This window comes from Proteocatella sp. QWL-06 (assembly GCF_058684135.1).
Map to the genome: position 1 here is coordinate 1,270,794 of NZ_CM178755.1, position 19,085 is coordinate 1,289,878.

Genomic DNA, 19,085 nt, shown 5'->3' on the forward strand with positions numbered 1-19,085 from the left:
TTAGCATTCTATTTATATTTCGACTTAAGTCGAACATTACAAAGAATAAAAATGTCTGAACAGCTTTATAAGATCGATATGATCTTTTGTTCCTGCAAGCTCTCTTATTGAGTGCATTGACAGCATAGGATTTCCTATATCTACCGAATCTATGGGAAGATGCGTCAGTGAAATAGGCCCTATTGTCGATCCACCTGGCTGATCTGAACGATTTACAAAAATCTGATACTCAAGTCCGAGATCTTTGCATAAAGATATAACAGTTCCAGTGCTTTTTGAGTCTGATGTGTATTTTTTGTTTGCACTCTGTTTTACGGTCAGTCCACTGTTCATCTTCGGTTTATTGGTCGGGTCGCTCTTGTCGCTGAAATTCGGATGAACAGCATGTGCCATGTCTGCTGATATCATGAATGATTTTTCTATTGCCTGCAGAAAATCTTCTCTTCCTCTTCCGAATGAAAGAAGTATTCTTTCTGCTATATTGCTCAGTATATCTGAATCCGCACCATTTTGAGCAGAGCTTCCGATTTCTTCGCCGTCAAATCCAGCCACGAGTTTTATTCCTCTGCCTTCACGGCTTTCTACAAGCGCTCTTAAAGATGCATGGAGCATGGCTATGTTATCTATTTTCTTTGATGAAATCATTTCTTTGTCTATTCCTACAAAACCTGCCTTTTGAGTGTCGTAGAGGTTAAGGTCATATGACAGTATGCTGTCTTTTTCGATCTGAAGATGCCTTGAAATCTCATTGAGAAGAATGTCTCTGTCGATTTCTCCTCCTTTTATCCCAAATACCGGAATCATATGCGCCTGCCTGTCAATTTTAAATCCATTATTTACTTCACGGTTCATGTGGATTGCAAGATTTGGTATGATGCATATGTCCTCTTCAAAATCTACCAGCCTCATTTCCGGCTCCATTGGATCTTCACTTTTCAGGTGCACACAGCCTGCCATAGACAATGGCCTGTCAAACCATGTGCTAAGGATTGGTCCGCCGTATATCTCGGTGTTAAGCTTTATATAGTCATCCTGTTTAATCACTGCATTGCTCTTTATAGATATCGAAGGCGAATCCGTATGAGATCCAATTATTTTGAAGCCATCATCAAGAGAATCTATTCTGAAGGCAAATATCGAACCTTTTTTGCAAAAGAAGTATTTTCCACCAATCTTCAGACTCAGTTTTTTACCTACATCTATTTCTTCAAAAGAATTCTCAATTAGATATTTTCTTGCATAGTCTGCAACATGGTATATAGATTTTGCATTGTCAAGAAATTTAAACAAATCTCTGATTTCACTTTTCATATCCAAGCTCCTTTGTCGTCAATCAATTTTTTTAAGCTTTGCAAAATTTGCATCAATTTTTTTTAATCCTGCTCCTTCAAAAACTATTGTATATATTCCGTTATTTTTAGCTACTATTTTACCATTGCCAAAAACAGGATGTTTTACCTTTGCTGCAATATCAAATTCCTCAGAAGGTTCTTCTGTGGGCTTTAGTGTTTCAGCTTTTTCAAGTCTGTATTTTTCCTTATATTTATTATAAAGAGAATATCCTTCAAACTCTCTGTTTTTAGGCATTTCAAGTTTTCCATTAAGCAGTTTCTGCGGTATGTCTTCAAGAAATCTTGAGGCTCTCTGATTTGTTGTTTTTCCAAATATAGTCCGCTCTGTCGCATAGGTAAGATAAAGCAGCTCTTCAGCTCTCGTCATTCCCACATAGCATAGCCTTCTTTCTTCCTCAAGCTGTGTCTCATTTATGAGGGATCTGCTTATCGGAAACACGCCTTCCTCCATACCTACCATGAATACGACTGGGAATTCGAGCCCTTTTGCACTGTGTATGGTCATCAGAGTGACCGTGTTTTCGTCGTCGTCCATGGAATCAATATCGGTACTCAGGGATATTTCTGTAAGAAAATCTTCGAGCTTCTTTTCTGGATTGTTGTTCTCATACTCCTGCGCCACAGCTATGAGCTCCTGAATGTTCTCAAATCGAGTCTGATATTCTATGTCTCCCTCATTTTCAAGCTCTGAGAGATAGTTTGTATTTTCAATTACTTTTTTTATAAGATCTGATATGTTTATGACTTCGGTCATGCTTCTGAAAGAGCTTATAAGAATTACAAAATTACGTACTGTGTTTTTCAGTTTTGAAGAAAACTCGACATTTTCAAGGTCTATCATCGCACTGTATATTGACTCTCCAGTAATTCCTGCCTTGTCTTCGAATTTTTCGACAGTCCTTGCCCCGATGCCTCTCTTTGGTACATTTATTATTCTTTTAAGAGCTATATTGTCAGATGGATTGCTAATCAGTTTAAGATAAGCGAGTATGTCTTTTATTTCTTTTCTGTCGTAGAATTTCAATCCACCATATATGTTATAAGGAAGATTCTTCTTAAGCAGGTTTTCTTCTATGAGTCTTGACTGTACGTTAGTCCTGTAAAGAATTGCAATATCGCTGAAATTATACTTATTCAGCGCACTGAGCCTGTTAATTTCCTGTGTGACATAAACAGCTTCATCTTTATCGCTGTAATTTTTCTTTATCTCTATCTTCACATCACTGCTTTTGTCGGTCCAAAGTTTTTTGTTCTTACGTCCAGTATTTTTTGCAATTACTGCGTTTGCAGCATCAAGTATAGTCTCAGTAGATCTGTAGTTTCTTTCAAGCTTTATTATCTGAGCATCACTGTAATCCTTTTCAAATTCCAGTATATTTCTTATGTCTGCGCCCCTCCAGCCATATATTGACTGGTCATCGTCTCCTACGACACAGAGGTTTCTGTGTTTCTGAGCCAGAAGATTTATCAATATATACTGAGCATGGTTTGAATCCTGATACTCGTCTACAAGGATATGCCTGAACTTGTTCTGATAGTAATCCAGAACTTCCTTGTTCTCCTTTAAAAGCTTAATCGTAAGTACTATTATGTCATCAAAATCAACCGCATTGTTTTTTTTGAGTTTTTTCTGGTAAAGGCCATAGATCTTGGATGCAAACCTTGTTTTTAAATCAACGGCATACTTTTCTTCGTACTTGTCAGGAGTTATAAGCTCATCCTTTGCATTTGAAATAACTGATGAAAAGTACGAGGGCTTCATAGTGTCTGAAATAACATTCGCTTCCTTCATGCATTCTTTTATAAGGGTGGCCTGATCATAGCTGTCGTAAATAACAAAATTGCTGCTGTAGCCAATCTTCTCTATGTCCCTTCTGAGTATTCTCAGGCACATCGAGTGGAAAGTTCCAATCCACATGTTATTTACATTGCCGCTCAATATTTCTTCAAGTCGGGTCTTCATTTCCTTAGCAGCTTTGTTCGTGAATGTAAGTGCGAGTATCTCGCCTGGAAATATGCCATTATCAATGAGATTGGCAATCCTGTATGTGATAACTCTGGTTTTTCCCGAACCTGCACCCGCAAGAATCTGTAAAGGGCCATTAAGCGTTTCTACAGCTTTACGCTGTTCTTCGTTTAATAAGTTTAAATCCATCATGCCTCCTGTATAGAAAAAGGGACCTTTAGTCCCTGTGATTTAAAAATAGAATTTAAGTTTTATTTCCTGATTTTCAGGTGCCTTAATCTGACCGGCTTCATTGCATGCCATCATGTTCACGCTGATTCCTTTTGCTTCTCCTGCTTTCATGAAATAGAATGAAATTATTCCCGCTTCCAGATCAAGGTCGCTTCCAGAAGACTTTTCCATAAGAAGGTACACATCTTTTTCAGTGACTACAAAGCTCCAAGGCTGCTTATTACCCCATGAAGGTGCAAATTTTGCAAGATAGAAAACTTCCTCAAGTCCCATCTGAGATAATTTTTCCCATGTTATAACGTTTCCAAATGTGCTGTCATATACGAATTCTACCGGGCCTTTTCTTTCAGCTTTCTTATCTGTATTCTTCTTGAACACTCCGCCATACTCATATCCGAGGCCTATACATGCGACAAGAGTCTTTTCAGGGCTTATGCTGAATATATCGCTGTAATTAACGCCTTCCGTCGCACTTATCCAGCAACTTGAGAGTTCATTATCATAAAGTCTGAATCTCATCCACTCTGCCATGTATCCGCATTTAAGCTTTGTATTCTCATCATTTTTCCCAAAAAGAAGTATATACTTTGGTGCCTTGATGAGCTTTCCAAAATATCCTATTTTGCCGTCATAGTCATTGAAGAATTTTTCACCGTCTTCTACAATAGAAAGACTTATTTCACTGTCATTTATGCTTCCAGCCTTCTCTGCCTCTTTTATAATTAAAGATAAAAGATTTGAATCTACAGCCTGCTTTTTGAATTCTCTTACGGATTTGATTTCTGTCATTATTTTTTCGTAATTCATAATTATTCCTCCCTGAATATTATTATATAATTTTGATACATCTTAACCGTCATCCCGTAAATCCGACTTATAAATCTGATAAAAGCCTAAAAATCATTCTCGATGAATTTTACAAGTTCATTTACTACCTTATCTTCATCAGGTCCCATTGCATAAATAGCAATTTCACTTTCCTTAGGTATTGCAGCCGCAAGAAGCCCCACAACACTTTTTGCATTTATTGGTCTACCCATATATTCAAGAAAAACAGTAGATTTATAATTTGCAGCAATTTTTACAAATTCAGATACTGATCTTGCATGAAGTCCAATCTCATTTACAATTTTTGTTTCTATTCTGTACATGTTTGCCCCTTGACCTTTACAGTAATTTTATTCCATTTTCTTCACATCTGATTATCATTTCCTCGTCCCATACCGAAGCCTGCACTTCACCTATATGCGCCTTTTGAAGGAAAAACATGCAGATCCTGGATTGTCCTATTCCACCACCTATAGTGAAAGGCACTGTACCTTCAATTATACTCTTTTGAAACTCAAATTCAAGTTTATTTTCCTGATTCCTTATTTTACATTGCTCAATAAGTGCTTCTGAATCAACTCTTATACCCATAGATGAAAGCTCAAGTGCTATGTCGAGCACAGGATAATAGAATATGATGTCTCCATTCAGATTCCAGTCGTCATAGTCTGCAGCTCTTCCATCATGCATTTCGCCATTCGAAAGCATGCATCCTATCTGCATTATGAAAACCGCTTTATGCTCTTTTGCGATTTCATATTCTCTTTCTTTTGCCGTCTTATTCGGATACATCTCCAGGAGCTCCTGTGATGTTATGAAATAAATCTCGTCAGGAAGTTCTGTCTTTATCTGGGGGAATTCATAATTCATCTGGTGAGCTGTAATTTTGAATACCTCATAAATATCATGGACAATCGACTTTAATGTATCCAGATTTCTATCATCTTCATTTATTACCTTCTCCCAGTCCCACTGGTCAACATAGATAGAGTGAATATTGTCAAGTTCCTCATCACGTCTTATAGCGTTCATGTCTGTATACAAACCAGTTCCTGGCTTGAATCCATATTTCGAAAGTGCCATTCTCTTCCATTTTGCAAGAGACTGAACAATTTCAACATCATGTCCTGTTTCAAGCATGTCAAATCCTACAGGTCTTTCAATCCCATTAAGGTCATCATTAAGGCCAGTTGATTTCTTAACAAAGAGAGGAGCTGATACCCTTGTGAGATTCAGCTTCTTCGCCAGCTCTTTTTCGAATTTATCCTTCAGGGTCTTTATCGCTATTTCGGTTTCCATAATGTCCAGTTTGCTTTCATAGCCTTCTGGTATTATCAATTTTTCAACTCCCATTTTTGTTCTCCTTAGATTATTTGATTTTTATTTCATGAATTGCTTCATATTCCTTTTCATAATGAAATTCGCACTCAAAATATTTCTCAAGCCTTACAAGATGTCCCAAAAGCCTCTCGTATCTGTCATATGGAACAGAAACTGCATATTCTTTCTTTCCTGTATTATTTATTTTGCTTCTCAATGCGATTTCAAATTCATCAAGCAATAAAGCATCGCTGTATGCACGACCAGTTCCATTGCATCTTTCGCAGCTGCAGGTAAGCTTCTCTATAAGGCTCATGCTCGATTTCTGGCATATTATCTCTAAGAGGCTGTTTTTTGTTATCTTTGAATGCCTCATCTGTTTTTTCTGGTTTTTCATGATGTCAGACACATATTCATCAAGTTGCACCCTTAAGCTTTGCGGCATGTTAATAAGGTCTATTATGATTATTCCACCTATATCAAGAAGATTTATGAGCTCAAGTGATTTAAAAACAGCTTTTCTGTTTATTTCAAAGAAATGGCTTTCTTTTAGCCTGCTGTTGTCGATATATCCTGAATCAATGTCTATCACAGTCATTGCTTCAGTTTTCTCAATATGAATGCTGAAATCGGCAAATTCAAATTTCCGTTTTATGAGATTTTCTACGTTAACACCATTATGATTAAAGCAGTAGTTTTCGATGCATTCAAATCTCATATTTCTGGTCAGCATCTTTTTTCTATTTATTATATAATAATTTTTATCATTTGTTAATATATCACTGATCATAAATTTATTCAAGAGCTCATCAATCTTGCTGTCCATGTCATTTTGAGATATCCTGCTTCCTATCTCATTTTTCGATATGAACAGTGAATATTTTTCTTTAAGACAACATATATCCGAATTAATGTCTTCATAATCTGATTCAAATGCTTTTGTCCTTAGAATTAGGCCTGTACCTTCATGAGCGTTCTTTATTCTTTCTGCGACAGATTCTTTCTCAGGATTTATATTACGTGGAATCTTTAAGTTTTTTTCATTTGGAAGCAGAACTGCATAATTTCCTCTCAAAGAGATGTCCTGCGTCAACTTTGGCTTTTTTGATTCATTGCCTTCTTTTATGACCTGTACAGCAATTCTATCTCCGACCTTTGCCTTGCTGTTTTTCATTGGCATAAAGCCGGTATTAATGCCTATATTGACAAATGCAGCGTCAAGTCCACTTACTATCTGAACTACTTCTCCGATAAAAACATCATCAAGCCTTGCGTCATCATTCTTTTCGATAATATCGATATATATGAGCTCTTTGTTGTCTATAATTGCATATTTGGTAAAAGACAAAGTATCTTCAATCAGTAATTTCATTTCGGTTCCTGTCTATATTATATTTATAATATCATCAGCAATCATAATTGATGCGATTTTTACTATTCTGTATGGATTGAATTCTTTTCCAAAATTCTCATTTATCGCCTTTAACATGTCTGTGGGCTTCAAAGCTCCTTCGGATGAATTAGTCAGTATCGTTTTTATGATATTTTTTTCAGGGTCATATTCAATTGAATGGATTTTTTCTCTGACATTGACATCTTTTATCTGCTTTTTCTTGTTTCTTTTTTTCAGCATAAGCTCTTCGCTTTTCATTACCTGTGCTATTGCATCAGAAATCCCGTCATTATCTGAATCGAAATAAATCTCATAAAGGCTGTGGCTCATAGTCTTTGTCAGCGGCTCTGCTTTTTCCGTCTCCTTGCATTCAATTATGTCAATGCCCTCAGGAAGTGATTCGTTCATTCTCTGTAAGAAATTTATGCTATCTTCGCTGTTTTTTATGTCGATATCTATAAACTCTGCATAGCTTTCAATTCCCAGACTCAGCGCTGATGAAAAGCTGATTTTCGGATGAGGGTGAAATCCTTCGCTGTAATTTACTTCTATCATGGATCTTCTAAGAGCTCTTATGAATATCTTCAGCAGGTCCAGATGTGATATATAGGCAATATCCCCTAATTTTGTAAATCTGCATCTTAAAATCATTAGCACAGTCCCTTTCCTATATCTGTATTGATTGAACATCCAAGGCAATTTTCTCTGCAGTCTCCTGTAGTATTTTCTTCAAGCGCCTCATTCCACTCTCTTACGAGAAACGCCTTTGATACTCCAGTATCAATATGATCCCAAGGCAGTGGCTGATCTATTTTCCATTCTCCATTTGCAATTTCAAAAGGATCTATACCGTTTTCTTCAAAAGCTTCCATCCAAAGATCATATCTGAAATGCTCACCCCAGCTGTCAAACTTACATCCTTTTCTGAAAGCACTGTGAATTGCCGCTGAAAGTCTTCTGTCACCTCTTGCTATAACTGCCTCAAGAAAACTGAGGTCATAATCATGATAGTCATAGGAAATGTTCTTATGTCTAAGCTTTGCCTTAAGATACTGCTGCTTTTCTTTCATGTTCTCCTGTGAATCCTGAGAGAACCACTGGAAAGGAGTATTCGGCTTTGGTACAAATACTGAAGTGCTCACAGTAACGTTGAATCGCGGAGAAAGCTTTCCATCGTTAACTTCTCTGTTTGCATTTAAGACTGAATATGCAAGATCCACTATCCCATCGAGGTCTTCATATGTTTCTGTAGGCAGGCCTGTCATGAAATAAAGCTTCAGATTTGACCATCCGCTCTCAAATGCTTTTTTTGATGTCCTTATAAGGTCTTCCTTTGTTACTCCCTTGTTTATAACGTCTCTCAGCCTCTGAGTTCCGGCTTCTGGCGCAAATGTCAGCCCAGAGCGCCTTCCTTTTTGAACTTTTTCTGCCATCTCAATAGAGAAATTATCAAGTCTGAGCGACGGAAGAGACAAGCTGAGATTTTCGCATGTATATTTTTCATCAAGTTCATCAAGAAGCTCTTCGATTTTGCTGTAGTCGCTGCTGCTTAGGGATGTCAGTGAAACCTCTTCATATCCCGTAGCTCTGATAAGCTTTTCTGCGATTTCGAGCAGCTTTTCCTTGCTTCTCTCCCTTATAGGCCTGTATACTATTCCCGCCTGACAGAATCTGCATCCTCTTGTACATCCACGGAAAAGCTCAAGCATAATCCTGGAATGCACTACATCAATATTTGGAACAAGGATTTTTTCAGGAAAATATACTTCGTCCATTTTTCTTATTATTCGTTTCTGAATTTTTTCCGGAACACCTTCATGGGTAGGCGCTATTGAGCTGAATTTTCCAGCTTTGTCATATTCAGCTCTGTAAAGTGAAGGTACATATGCCCCTTTTACATTTATTGCGACTTCCAGAAGGAATTCATTTTTCATACCAGGATAGCTCTTACCCTTGTATTTTGAATATATGTTCATGACTTCCGGAAGCGATTCCTCTCCCTCACCGATCATTACTATATCGGCAAAATCTGCAATAGGCTCAACATTGTATGCGCATGGCCCGCCGAACATTATGATAGGATCTTCTTCTCCTCTTTCTTTAAAGAATAAAGGTATACCCGACAAATCCATTATATTCAGTATGTTTGTATATGACATTTCATACTGAAGAGTAAATCCCACAAAGTCAAGGTCCTTAAGCGGAGTCTTGCTTTCAAGCGTAAAAACAGGAATTGATTTTTCTCTCATTTTTTCTTCCATGTCCGCTCCGACTGCAAAAGCTCTCTCACACCATACGTTTTCAAGCTCATTCAGTGCTCCATGTAGTATATGAAGCCCCAGGTGACTCATTCCTATCTCATATACATCAGGGAAAACAAAACCATACCTGATCATATTTTCATCAGGCTGTTTTCTGATAATATTAAGTTCGTTTCCGATGTATCTGCCAGGCTTTTCTACTTCACCCAGAAAACTGTATATTTCTTTCATTTTTCCTCCAATGGCTCTTTATTTAAAAATTGTGCTTTCAAGATACGACAGCTGTTCAAATCTCGGATCATAACGCTCCTTGATACGAAGAGCATGATAAATCTCTCTGGCCTTTTCTTTTTTTCCAATATTATAATTTGATACGATTATGCATGCCAGCATTTTCTCATAAGGAACCTTTGACTTTCTGATATAATCCCATACCTGATCAAAATATTCAACGGCCTTATTGTAATCTTTTTTGAAATGATATTGTACTCCGATCTGAAAAAGCGCTGATGTCTTCTCCTCAGAATTCAAATCAAGGTTTTTTATAGCCATCTGCATAACATCAATAGCCTTCTGCCTTGCCTTGAAATAAGAAACGTAATGAGCTGATCTTTTCTGATAGTCTTCAAAAGTTTCAAGTTTCGTAAAAAATGCACCACGTACTGCCTTTACCAGCAGATATGCACTGAAAATATAAATTGCAATTATAATATAGCTGTAGCTTACGTCATTTCCCATATTCTTCTCCTATATTGATCTGAGTTGGTCGTGAGTCTTCATCAGTGTTTTCCGGAAGCTCACTTAAGCTTGTTATGCCAAATTCAACTAAAAATTTTTCTGTCGTGCTGTATAATATTGGCTTGCCTATCTTGTCCAGCCTGCCGCTTTCATATATGAGTCCATTATCATACAGATTGGATATGGCACTGTCAGATTTTACTCCACGTATTTCATCTATCTCAACTTTTGTTACCGGCTGTCTGTAGGCAATAATGCTTAATACTTCAAGAGCCGCCTGAGATAGAGATTTCTTTTTTGTCTTTATGAGTATTTTTTCTACATATTCATTATTATCTGCCCTTGCTACTATCCTGTAGCACCCGTCAGCAGAAATAAGTGAAAGCCCTGAATCCTCTCTTGAATACTTTGATTTTAGATGGCTTACAGCATTTATAATATCAGAAATTCCTATCTCTGCTTCACCGGATTCTGCAAATATGCTTTTTATATCTTTAATATTCATCGATTCTGATGACACAAAAAGCACAGATTCTATTATACTGCTAATTTTTTCCGTTGTCATAAAGAATACAGCCTTTCTATCAATATCTCCTCGAAAACTCTTTTCTGGTGTATATCAACTTTCTGATCTTTTGCAAGCTCAAGCACTCCCAGAAAAGATGCAACAACTTCATCTTTTTCATTAGTATTGAGTATTTTCTCAAAATAGATGTTTGCGTGCTTCTCCAGTATTTCCTGAATCTCTCTGATCTTGTCATCAACAGAGATTTTCTTAAAGCTGATTATCTGTGGCCTTGATTCCTGAAGCTGTCTGTTTATACCTGTATATGATCTGTATACGTCTTTTACTGTATACCTTGAGAGATCAAGATATTTTTCAGTAAATATCTCATATCCCTTGTTTGTATAGAAACATGGAGTGTTTTCATACATATCCTTCATTATATCAGCTCTATCCTTGTAGTATTTATATGTCTCAAGTATATCTATCAGTTCTCTTCCCGGATCTTCTGCATCATCATCGTTAAGAAAAATGAGATACCTGGATTTGATTTCCATGAGCGAGGCAGCCATGACAATAAACTCCGAAGCCATATCAAGCTGAGAAGAGGTCATTGTTTCTACGACTTCCAGATACTGATTTATGATGTCGATGATAAATATATCCTTGATTTCATATCTGTTTTTTTTAATCAGCTCCAGAAGCAAATCCAGCGGTCCTGTAAAATCGATATTCTGTAAAGATATTTTCATAGGAGCACCTCTAAAGAATAATGTTTATGACTGAATTTATGAAAGTTATTATAATATTCACTATCGGGTTCAGTACAACCCCAAGAGTCCCAGTTATTATAAGAAGGATAAGAACAAGAGTCCCATAATTCTCGTATTTGTATACAGCATATCTGTATTTAGCTGGTATAACTGAAAGCAGCAATTTTGAACCATCAAGAGGAGGCACAGGAAGAAGGTTGAAGGCAGCAAATGATATATTTATGCCCACAACGCTGTACATTACATTATAATATGCCTCACTTGTAAAAATATCCTCTGTATAATGCAGGAATATAAAGGTCACTATTGCAATCAATATATTCATGCTTATTCCTGCTATTGAAACAAGAAAATTTCCAAGTTTTCTGTTTCTGAAATTATTCTCATTTACCGGAACCGGCTTTGCCCACCCGAATCTTGCTATCATGAGCATAAGAAACCCTATCGGATCAATATGGCTCATGGGGTTTATGCTCATTCTACCGCTGTTTCTGGCCGTTGGGTCGCCCATAGCATTTGCTACTGCTGCATGGGCAAATTCATGAAATGAAATTGCCGTAATAATTCCAGGCAGTATTACAAGAAAATCATAAATATAGTTTTCAAACATCGCTTCTCCTCTTTTAAACTTCCATTATTATAGGAAGAATCATAGGATTTCTTTTCGTTTTCTCAAAAAGATATTTTTTGAGATCTTCTCTGATCATATTCTTTATATATGACCATTCTCTTATATTCTTGTCTTCACATCTTATTAAGCACTTCTTAACTATTACTTTGCATTCATCTATGAGATCTTCAGCTTCTCTCACATATACGAATCCTCTTGAAATTATATCCGGTCCCGAAACAACAGCTCCATCTTCTCCTGACATTGAAACTACAACAACTATGAGTCCATCCTCTGAAAGATGTTTTCTGTCTCTTAGCACTATGTTTCCTACATCTCCTACGCCAAGTCCATCAACAAGTATGTTTCCTGAAGGAACTCTCCCGGAAATATTGCAGGATTTTTTGTCTACCTCAAGAACCTGTCCGTTTGACATCATGAATATGTCTTCTTCAGGCATACCGAGCTCCATCGCAAGCCTTGCATGCTGCTTGAGATGTCTGTATTCACCATGGACTGGCATGAAGTATTTAGGTTTTATGAGCCTGTGAACCAGCTTAAGCTCTTCTCTGCAGGCATGGCCTGAAACATGGATTTCCGAAAGGCTTTCGTATATTACTTCAGCGCCGTTTTCAAAAAGCTGGTTGATGACTTTTGAAACTCCCTTTTCATTACCTGGAATCGGGTGAGATGACATTATTACTACGTCACCCTTTTTTATGACAATTTTCTTATGCTCTTTTGCAGCTATTCTTGAAAGCGCAGCCATAGGCTCGCCCTGAGACCCAGTTGTCAGTATCACAAGCTCATGGTCTCCATATCTGTTCATTTCATTAATATCTATAAGCGTCCCATTTGGGATGTTAATATATCCAAGAGACTGTGCTATGCCAATAGTATTTAGCATAGATCTTCCTGATATTACTACTTTTCTGTTATATTTAGCTGCAGAGTCAACAATCTGCTGTACTCTGTGCACATTTGATGAGAAGGTGGCAACAAGTATCCTGTTTTTCTTAATGTCTGCAAAAAGGCTGTCGAAAGTTTTCCCCACCACTTTTTCAGAGACAGTATATCCTTCTCTCTCAACATTCGTACTCTCACACATCATCAGCGTAACGCCGGTTTTGCCGAGCTCAGCCAGTTTTTGAAAGTCCATAACATGTCCATCGATTGGGGTGTAATCAATCTTAAAGTCCCCAGAGTGGAATATAATTCCCGCGCCAGTGTGGATAGCAAGGGCACATGCATCTGGTATACTATGATTTACCCTTATGAAATCTACCCCAAAATTCCCGATTTTAACATTTGAACCAATCTCGATTTCGTTCAGCTCTGCATTGGTTATCCTGTGTTCCTTAAGCTTGTTAGCTATAAGCCCCATAGCCAATTTCGAGCCATATATCGGTACATTCAACTTTTTCAGAAGATATGGTATTCCACCTATATGGTCCTCGTGTCCATGAGTTACTACCAAACCTTTTATGATTGCCGCATTTTTTGTAAGATAAGTTATGTCAGGTATGACTATGTCTATACCAAGCATCTCATCTTCTGGGAATCCCATCCCTCCGTCTATTATGAGTATCTCGTTTTTATACTCTAACGCAGTCATATTTTTTCCTATTTCCTGCATTCCGCCCAAAGGTATTACTTTAAGCTTTGCTGTTTTCTTTGCCATTCATTTCCTCCTGTATTCTAAAAAGTCACTAATCACCTAAACTATAATCGGTAATTAGTGACATATTACTTTTACGTTTATTCTAAATTCTTACATTTACTGCATATGCCAAAAAATTTCAGATCATGATCCATAATCCTGAAATCATAGTTCTTTTCAATGTTGCTTTCAAGATCTTCAAGAAGATCTATCCGAACTTCTGATACATTACCACATAATTTGCAGATCAGATGATGGTGATTGTGAGTTTCTTCATTTACATTAAGCTCAAATCTCACGTAGCCGTCATCAAGGTTAAGTCTGTTAATTTTCTTTGTACTTTCCAGTATCTGCAATGTTCTGTAAACAGTAGCTATTCCTATCTCCGGACAGCTTTTTTTGACTTTTTCGTATATTTCATCGCAAGTCAGATGCTTTCCACTTGAAGAAATCAGAACCTTGAGTATTTCTCGCCTCTGTGGAGTCAGCTTATATCCATGTATCTTCATGCCTTCAAGCAAAGCTTTCAATTCATTATCCATTTTGCACCAACTGTCTCTTTTTCACTGCAAAGAAATTCAATCAGATTTTTATCGGAATTACTCTTCTATGAGTGTTTCATAAACTGCTACGACCATTTCATACTCTTCATCATCATCAATAGCTTCTAATACCATCTCGCCATCTTCATCTTCTTCAATTCGGAAGATATATGCCTCATCTTCATCATCATTTTCTTCAACCGGAGCAAGTATCGCATAATTGTTATCATTAGCCTCGATGCTCATTACAAGTTCAAACTCTATCTCGTTTCCTTCTTCATCAAGAAGCGTTATTATTTCATCAAAATTTTCCATTTTATCCTCTTTCCATGTTCTTTCTGCTTAGATATGTCTCCAGTATAACTACTGCCGCAATTGTATCTACAAGATTCTTCTTATCTTTCTGCTTTACATCATTCTCTATCATTATCCTGCGTGCTGAAATAGTTGTCATTCGTTCGTCCCACATAATTAAAGGCCTGTCTGTGCTCTGCCTCAGTACTTCTGCAAATTTGATCGTTTTTTCTCCCTGAAATCCTGTAGTTCCATCCATGTTTTTTGGAAGTCCTACTATTACTTCTTCAACATTATTATTGTTGATTATTTTAACGATTTCTTCAATATCTCTTTCAATCCCTTTTCTGTGAATTGTATATAGAGGCTGTGCAAGAATCTGAAGTTCGTCACTTAGAGCTACTCCAATTCTCTTGTTTCCAACATCAAGTGCCATTATTTTCAATTTATCACCCGTCCTAAATTACTTTTATACAGAAATCCGCGCATTCCTTTGCGCAGTAAGTGCAAAGTATGCACTTCTCATGGTCTACTACAGCTTTCCCTTCGATAAGGGATATCGCCTTGTACTGGCATCTTTGTGCACACTTGCCGCACCCTATGCACCAGTCGCTTATTATAAGCTTTCTGTTTACACTTTTCAGTTTTTGCTTAAGGGAACTGTCAATATAACCCCTTTCAAACATCTGTACATTTGCAAATATTTCTTCTTTTGACTGCATACCTACTGCAACAGAATCTATATATTCTTTTTCAATTACATATTTCATTGCCTCTTCGTATGAGTCTATCAGGTTTCCTCCACCAAGCGGCTTCATTGAATATACGCCTATTCCCCTGCTCTTAGCATCAATTATGGCTTCATACATAAGATTACTGTCTCCATCTCCAATCCCAAGTGAAGCTTTATTGAACAGAGGATGTATTACATCCACATATCCTGATTTCACAGCGCCCTTTACCCCGGCAACATTGTGAGTAGAAATCCCAAAGGCTCTTATGTAGCCTTTCTCCTTCATCTCAAGGAAATACTCCGACGCTTCAAAATGACCTCTCAGTGTATGTTCGCTTTCTTGTTCATGAAGCATGAAACCATCTATATAATCTGTTCCAGTTTCGGCAAGAGCCTCTTTGAGAGCCTCTTCTGCCTGAGCTCTGGTATATGCATAAGTCTTTGTAAATATGACAAATTTAGACCTGTCTATTCTTTTCAGAGATTCTCTTATATATCTGTAAGTCCCATAGCTCTGCGCCGTATCAATAAAATTGACGCCAAGATCATATGCACTGCATATGAGTTCGCTCCCTTCAGATACAGAAAGATCAGCCTGCATGGGTCCCAGTGTAAGAGACCCATAGCAGAGCTTTGAAACCTTGATTCCTGTACTGCCTAAAAAATTGTATATCATTATTTTCCTTCAACGTAAGCTCTTATTATTTCTTCGAGGAGCTCATCTCTTTCAAATTTTCTTATAATGCTTCTGGCATTGTTATGACTTGTTATATAGCTTGGATCTCCGGAAAGAAAATATCCTACTAGCTGATTAACAGGATTATATCCTTTTTCAGTAAGTGCCTTATATACTTTTTCAACTACTTCTCTCTCTGAAAACTCATTTTCTTTCTGCGCCTCAAATTTCATCGTGAAATCCATATTGTTATTTTCCATTAAAACCCCTCCTAGTCGGCAATAAATCCACCTGCAATGTCTAAGACTGCATCGATAGAATCTTGAAGTTTATCGAGATCTTTACCCCCGGCCTGTGCAAATCCCGGCTTGCCGCCTCCGCCTCCGCCAGCGATTGCTGCAACTTCCTTAACTATTTTTCCTGCATGTGCTCCACGAGACTGTGCAGTTTTTCCTGCAGCACATACATAATTTATCTTGCCGTCTGATTCGCCTGCAAACAGGACTACAAGACTGTCATTCCTGTCGATCAGAAGCTCAGCGGTATTTCTGAGGTCTTCGGAAGTCATGCCCTCGAACGATTTTCTTATGAGCTTTATTCCTTTGACATCCTCTGCCACGTTTATTAAATCCGATATCTGAGATAAAGCAATCTCTTTCTTCAGTTTTTCAATTTCCTTTTTGCAGCTTCTGTTTTCTTCCACAAGTTGCTCAAGTCTCGAAATTACTGCTATCTCCTTACACTTAAGTATATCAGTGATGGAGTTTAATTTCAATTCTTTTTCTTTAAGATAATCCATTACTCCCTTTCCCGTCACAGCTTCAATCCTTCTGGTACCAGAAGCGACACCGTTTTCAGAGAGTATTTTGAATCCCATTATTTCTGAAGTATTATTTACATGAGTTCCTCCACAAAGTTCCATGGAGAAGTCTCCCATGCTCACAACCCTGACCTCGTTTCCGTATTTCTCGTCAAACTGTGCGGTAGCGCCAGCTTTTTTTGCATCCTCAATTGACATATACTCTTTTTTGACTGGATACGAACTTATTATGGCGTTATTAACTATTTCGGTTACTTCCTCAAGTTCTTTATCTGTAAGAGCTTCAAAATGAGTAAAGTCAAATCTCAGCCTGCTGTCATTTACATAAGATCCTGCCTGCGCGACATGCTCTCCCAGTACCATCTTAAGCGCTCTGTGTAGAAGGTGAGTAGCGCTGTGATTAGCCTGGATACTTTTTCTCTTGCCTGATTCAATCTGTGCTCTGACATTATCTCCAGTCTGCAGCTTTCCACTGTTTACAGATACTTTGTGTATTATAATCTGGCCAGATGCTTTCTGAGTATCTATGACTGCTGCATTTACACTTTTAGAATATACAGTTCCCTTGTCTCCTACCTGTCCTCCACCTTCAGCATAAAAAGGCGTCCTGTCAAATATTACTATCCCTTTTTCGCCTGGATTCAGTACCTCTGAACCATCTGTTTCATTGCTTACATAGAGTACTCTTACATCTGCTTCAGTGTATTCATATCCTATGAACTCTGTAGAGATGTCAGCTGGAATTTCAAGGCTGTCTTTTTTCCAGCCTTCATTGTCCTGGCTGAGCCTTGCTGTTCTAGCTTTTTCCCTCTGCTCATCCATCAGTCTTTCGAATTCTTCTCTGTCTACCTTCTTTGCGTTTTCCTGAAGAATCTCTTCTGTCATCTCAATAGGGAATCCGAATGTATCATACAGCTTGAAGGCTTCTTCACCTGAAAGCGTATCGGAGTTTTTATTGTCAAGCTCATTTATCAGATTTTCCAGTATGCTTAGTCCCTGATCAATTGTCTCAATGAACTTCTGTTCTTCGATAAGGATTATCTTCTTTATATATTCTTTCTTTTCAACAAGCTGCGGATAAGCATCGCCAAATTCTGCGATTACAACATCACAAAGCTCGCAGAGAAACTCTCCATTTATTCCAAGCAGCTTTCCGTGTCTTGCCGCCCTTCTCAATAGCCTTCTAAGAATATATCCTCTTCCTTCATTTGATGGAAGCACCCCGTCACATAACATGAAAGTGACCGCCCTTACGTGATCTGTAATTATTCTGATTGAGATGTCAGTTTGATTGCTTGAATTATATTCTTTTTTTGATATTCTGCAGACCTGATCTCTAATGTTCTTCATGGTATCAATATCAAAAATACTGTCTACCCCCTGCATTATGCAGGCAATTCTCTCGAGTCCCATACCTGTATCGATATTTGGGTTCTTTAGCCTGTTGTAGTTTCCTTCTTCATCCTTGTCAAACTGAGTGAACACAAGATTCCAGAACTCGAGGAATCTGTCACAGTCGCATCCAGGCTTGCATGTATCAGAACCACAGCCATATTTTTCGCCTCTGTCTATATATATTTCTGAGCATGGACCACATGGACCAGTTCCGGTTCCAATCTCCCAGAAGTTATCCGCTTTTCCAAGCTTAACGATTCTTTCTCTTGGAACTTTTACATTCTGTGCCCATATTTCAAGAGCTTCATCATCTTCTTCGTATACTGTAACCCAAAGCAGATCCTTATCCAGCTTGAGGTATTCTGTAACAAATTCCCACGCCCATTGAGTTGCCTCATTTTTAAAGTAATCACCAAACGAAAAATTTCCGAGCATCTCAAAGAAGGTCGCGTGCCTTGCAGTTATTCCTACATTCTCTATGTCACCCGTTCTGATGCACTTCTGGCAGCTCACCATTCTTTTGCTTGGCGGAGTTTCTGTTCCTATGAAATAATTTTTTAATGGCGCCATTCCCGCATTTATAAGCAGCAGACTCTTGTCATTTATAGGAACTAGCGGGAAGCTTTCCTGAACATAATGTCCTTTTTCTCTGAAAAATTCAAGAAATGCCGATCTGATTTCATTTACTTTCATATTTACCTCCTGAATGTATGTTAAAAAGCCCTTATGAGATTAATCTCATAAGGGCGAATTTACGCGGTACCACCTTATTTGTTCAATAGAACATCTCACGATTATAACGTAATCAACGCATTGTTTTCACAAATGAACTCCAAGGTAGCTTCATAATACTGCTGTAGAGATTCTCATCAACCATCTCTTTTCTGGAATCAGCCTGTAAAATTACTAGTCCTTTTCATAGTATGTCTTCTATATATTTTCTTTAATATATATTATAACATTTTCAATGATTTTTCAATAGTAAATT

19 protein-coding genes and 1 other annotated feature are annotated in these 19,085 nt (G+C 37.7%); all 19 genes read right to left on the bottom strand.

What is annotated here, in order from left to right; all coding sequences use genetic code 11:
* Positions 1-36: 36 nt before the first annotated feature.
* A complete protein-coding gene (locus AC4PGZ_RS05985; protein WP_492160145.1) occupies positions 37-1,311 on the bottom strand; it encodes a M18 family aminopeptidase in 1,275 nt (424 codons plus the stop codon).
* Positions 1,312-1,329: 18 nt separating this feature from the next.
* The gene (locus AC4PGZ_RS05990; RefSeq protein ID WP_492160146.1) at positions 1,330-3,507 is read right to left on the bottom strand and encodes an ATP-dependent helicase; all 2,178 of its coding nucleotides are present in this window, start codon (positions 3,505-3,507) and stop codon (positions 1,330-1,332) included.
* Between the two features lie 42 nt (positions 3,508-3,549).
* Positions 3,550-4,356, bottom strand: a complete 807-nt coding sequence (locus AC4PGZ_RS05995) for a nitroreductase family protein (protein ID WP_492160147.1) — start codon at positions 4,354-4,356, stop codon at positions 3,550-3,552.
* 86 nt (positions 4,357-4,442) lie between these two features.
* Entirely contained in the window at positions 4,443-4,700 is a 258-nt protein-coding gene (locus AC4PGZ_RS06000) for an HPr family phosphocarrier protein (RefSeq protein WP_492160148.1), read from the bottom strand.
* Between the two features lie 16 nt (positions 4,701-4,716).
* Positions 4,717-5,730: an aspartate--ammonia ligase gene (gene asnA / locus AC4PGZ_RS06005; RefSeq protein WP_492160149.1), complete on the bottom strand. Its 1,014-nt coding sequence runs from the start codon at positions 5,728-5,730 to the stop codon at positions 4,717-4,719.
* A gap of 16 nt (positions 5,731-5,746) precedes the next feature.
* Complete coding sequence (locus AC4PGZ_RS06010; protein ID WP_492160150.1) at positions 5,747-7,069, bottom strand: ribonuclease E/G; 1,323 nt, start codon at positions 7,067-7,069, stop codon at positions 5,747-5,749.
* Positions 7,070-7,081: 12 nt separating this feature from the next.
* Positions 7,082-7,741 (bottom strand): TIGR03936 family radical SAM-associated protein, encoded by a 660-nt coding sequence (locus tag AC4PGZ_RS06015; RefSeq protein WP_492160249.1) that lies wholly within the window; start codon positions 7,739-7,741, stop codon positions 7,082-7,084.
* Complete coding sequence (locus AC4PGZ_RS06020) at positions 7,741-9,582, bottom strand: TIGR03960 family B12-binding radical SAM protein (RefSeq protein WP_492160151.1); 1,842 nt, start codon at positions 9,580-9,582, stop codon at positions 7,741-7,743. Before AC4PGZ_RS06020 ends, AC4PGZ_RS06015 begins: the two co-directional genes overlap by 1 nt.
* An 18-nt stretch (positions 9,583-9,600) precedes the next feature.
* Positions 9,601-10,089, bottom strand: a complete 489-nt coding sequence (locus tag AC4PGZ_RS06025; RefSeq protein ID WP_492160152.1) for a tetratricopeptide repeat protein — start codon at positions 10,087-10,089, stop codon at positions 9,601-9,603.
* Entirely contained in the window at positions 10,079-10,654 is a 576-nt protein-coding gene (scpB, locus tag AC4PGZ_RS06030) for an SMC-Scp complex subunit ScpB (protein ID WP_492160153.1), read from the bottom strand. The genes AC4PGZ_RS06025 and scpB overlap by 11 nt, the downstream gene beginning before the upstream one ends.
* A complete protein-coding gene (locus tag AC4PGZ_RS06035; RefSeq protein ID WP_492160154.1) occupies positions 10,651-11,346 on the bottom strand; it encodes a segregation and condensation protein A in 696 nt (231 codons plus the stop codon). Before AC4PGZ_RS06035 ends, scpB begins: the two co-directional genes overlap by 4 nt.
* 10 nt (positions 11,347-11,356) lie before the next feature.
* Positions 11,357-11,977 (bottom strand): site-2 protease family protein, encoded by a 621-nt coding sequence (locus AC4PGZ_RS06040; protein ID WP_492160155.1) that lies wholly within the window; start codon positions 11,975-11,977, stop codon positions 11,357-11,359.
* Between the two features lie 13 nt (positions 11,978-11,990).
* Positions 11,991-13,658 (bottom strand): ribonuclease J, encoded by a 1,668-nt coding sequence (locus tag AC4PGZ_RS06045; RefSeq protein ID WP_492160156.1) that lies wholly within the window; start codon positions 13,656-13,658, stop codon positions 11,991-11,993.
* A gap of 77 nt (positions 13,659-13,735) precedes the next feature.
* A complete protein-coding gene (locus AC4PGZ_RS06050; protein WP_492160157.1) occupies positions 13,736-14,179 on the bottom strand; it encodes a Fur family transcriptional regulator in 444 nt (147 codons plus the stop codon).
* A 57-nt stretch (positions 14,180-14,236) separates the two neighbouring features.
* Entirely contained in the window at positions 14,237-14,494 is a 258-nt protein-coding gene (locus tag AC4PGZ_RS06055; protein WP_492160158.1) for a DUF1292 domain-containing protein, read from the bottom strand.
* Between the two features lies 1 nt (position 14,495).
* On the bottom strand, positions 14,496-14,909 hold the full coding sequence (gene ruvX, locus AC4PGZ_RS06060; RefSeq protein WP_492160250.1) for a Holliday junction resolvase RuvX: 414 nt from the start codon (positions 14,907-14,909) through the stop codon (positions 14,496-14,498).
* 22 nt (positions 14,910-14,931) lie between these two features.
* Positions 14,932-15,882 carry an aldo/keto reductase gene (locus tag AC4PGZ_RS06065; protein WP_492160159.1) on the bottom strand — a complete coding sequence of 317 codons (951 nt, stop codon included), beginning with the start codon at positions 15,880-15,882 and terminating at the stop codon, positions 14,932-14,934.
* Positions 15,882-16,142 carry an IreB family regulatory phosphoprotein gene (locus AC4PGZ_RS06070; RefSeq protein ID WP_492160160.1) on the bottom strand — a complete coding sequence of 87 codons (261 nt, stop codon included), beginning with the start codon at positions 16,140-16,142 and terminating at the stop codon, positions 15,882-15,884. Before AC4PGZ_RS06070 ends, AC4PGZ_RS06065 begins: the two co-directional genes overlap by 1 nt.
* A gap of 11 nt (positions 16,143-16,153) precedes the next feature.
* Positions 16,154-18,790, bottom strand: coding sequence for an alanine--tRNA ligase (gene alaS, locus AC4PGZ_RS06075; RefSeq protein ID WP_492160161.1), 2,637 nt, complete (start codon positions 18,788-18,790; stop codon positions 16,154-16,156).
* A gap of 46 nt (positions 18,791-18,836) precedes the next feature.
* Positions 18,837-19,026 (bottom strand) — a binding site (T-box leader).
* Positions 19,027-19,085: the final 59 nt, after the last annotated feature.

What these genes read in the sequence shown, in the direction of transcription:
- AC4PGZ_RS05985 (WP_492160145.1), bottom strand. Translation starts at nt 1,311, where the DNA reads ATGAAAAGTGAAATCAGAGATTTGTTTAAATTTCTTGACAATGCAAAA.
- AC4PGZ_RS05990 (WP_492160146.1), bottom strand. Translation starts at nt 3,507, where the DNA reads ATGGATTTAAACTTATTAAACGAAGAACAGCGTAAAGCTGTAGAAACG.
- AC4PGZ_RS05995 (WP_492160147.1), bottom strand. Translation starts at nt 4,356, where the DNA reads ATGAATTACGAAAAAATAATGACAGAAATCAAATCCGTAAGAGAATTC.
- AC4PGZ_RS06000 (WP_492160148.1), bottom strand. Translation starts at nt 4,700, where the DNA reads ATGTACAGAATAGAAACAAAAATTGTAAATGAGATTGGACTTCATGCA.
- asnA (WP_492160149.1), bottom strand. Translation starts at nt 5,730, where the DNA reads ATGGGAGTTGAAAAATTGATAATACCAGAAGGCTATGAAAGCAAACTG.
- AC4PGZ_RS06010 (WP_492160150.1), bottom strand. Translation starts at nt 7,069, where the DNA reads ATGAAATTACTGATTGAAGATACTTTGTCTTTTACCAAATATGCAATT.
- AC4PGZ_RS06015 (WP_492160249.1), bottom strand. Translation starts at nt 7,741, where the DNA reads ATGATTTTAAGATGCAGATTTACAAAATTAGGGGATATTGCCTATATA.
- AC4PGZ_RS06020 (WP_492160151.1), bottom strand. Translation starts at nt 9,582, where the DNA reads ATGAAAGAAATATACAGTTTTCTGGGTGAAGTAGAAAAGCCTGGCAGA.
- AC4PGZ_RS06025 (WP_492160152.1), bottom strand. Translation starts at nt 10,089, where the DNA reads ATGGGAAATGACGTAAGCTACAGCTATATTATAATTGCAATTTATATT.
- scpB (WP_492160153.1), bottom strand. Translation starts at nt 10,654, where the DNA reads ATGACAACGGAAAAAATTAGCAGTATAATAGAATCTGTGCTTTTTGTG.
- AC4PGZ_RS06035 (WP_492160154.1), bottom strand. Translation starts at nt 11,346, where the DNA reads ATGAAAATATCTTTACAGAATATCGATTTTACAGGACCGCTGGATTTG.
- AC4PGZ_RS06040 (WP_492160155.1), bottom strand. Translation starts at nt 11,977, where the DNA reads ATGTTTGAAAACTATATTTATGATTTTCTTGTAATACTGCCTGGAATT.
- AC4PGZ_RS06045 (WP_492160156.1), bottom strand. Translation starts at nt 13,658, where the DNA reads ATGGCAAAGAAAACAGCAAAGCTTAAAGTAATACCTTTGGGCGGAATG.
- AC4PGZ_RS06050 (WP_492160157.1), bottom strand. Translation starts at nt 14,179, where the DNA reads ATGGATAATGAATTGAAAGCTTTGCTTGAAGGCATGAAGATACATGGA.
- AC4PGZ_RS06055 (WP_492160158.1), bottom strand. Translation starts at nt 14,494, where the DNA reads ATGGAAAATTTTGATGAAATAATAACGCTTCTTGATGAAGAAGGAAAC.
- ruvX (WP_492160250.1), bottom strand. Translation starts at nt 14,909, where the DNA reads ATGGCACTTGATGTTGGAAACAAGAGAATTGGAGTAGCTCTAAGTGAC.
- AC4PGZ_RS06065 (WP_492160159.1), bottom strand. Translation starts at nt 15,882, where the DNA reads ATGATATACAATTTTTTAGGCAGTACAGGAATCAAGGTTTCAAAGCTC.
- AC4PGZ_RS06070 (WP_492160160.1), bottom strand. Translation starts at nt 16,142, where the DNA reads ATGGAAAATAACAATATGGATTTCACGATGAAATTTGAGGCGCAGAAA.
- alaS (WP_492160161.1), bottom strand. Translation starts at nt 18,790, where the DNA reads ATGAAAGTAAATGAAATCAGATCGGCATTTCTTGAATTTTTCAGAGAA.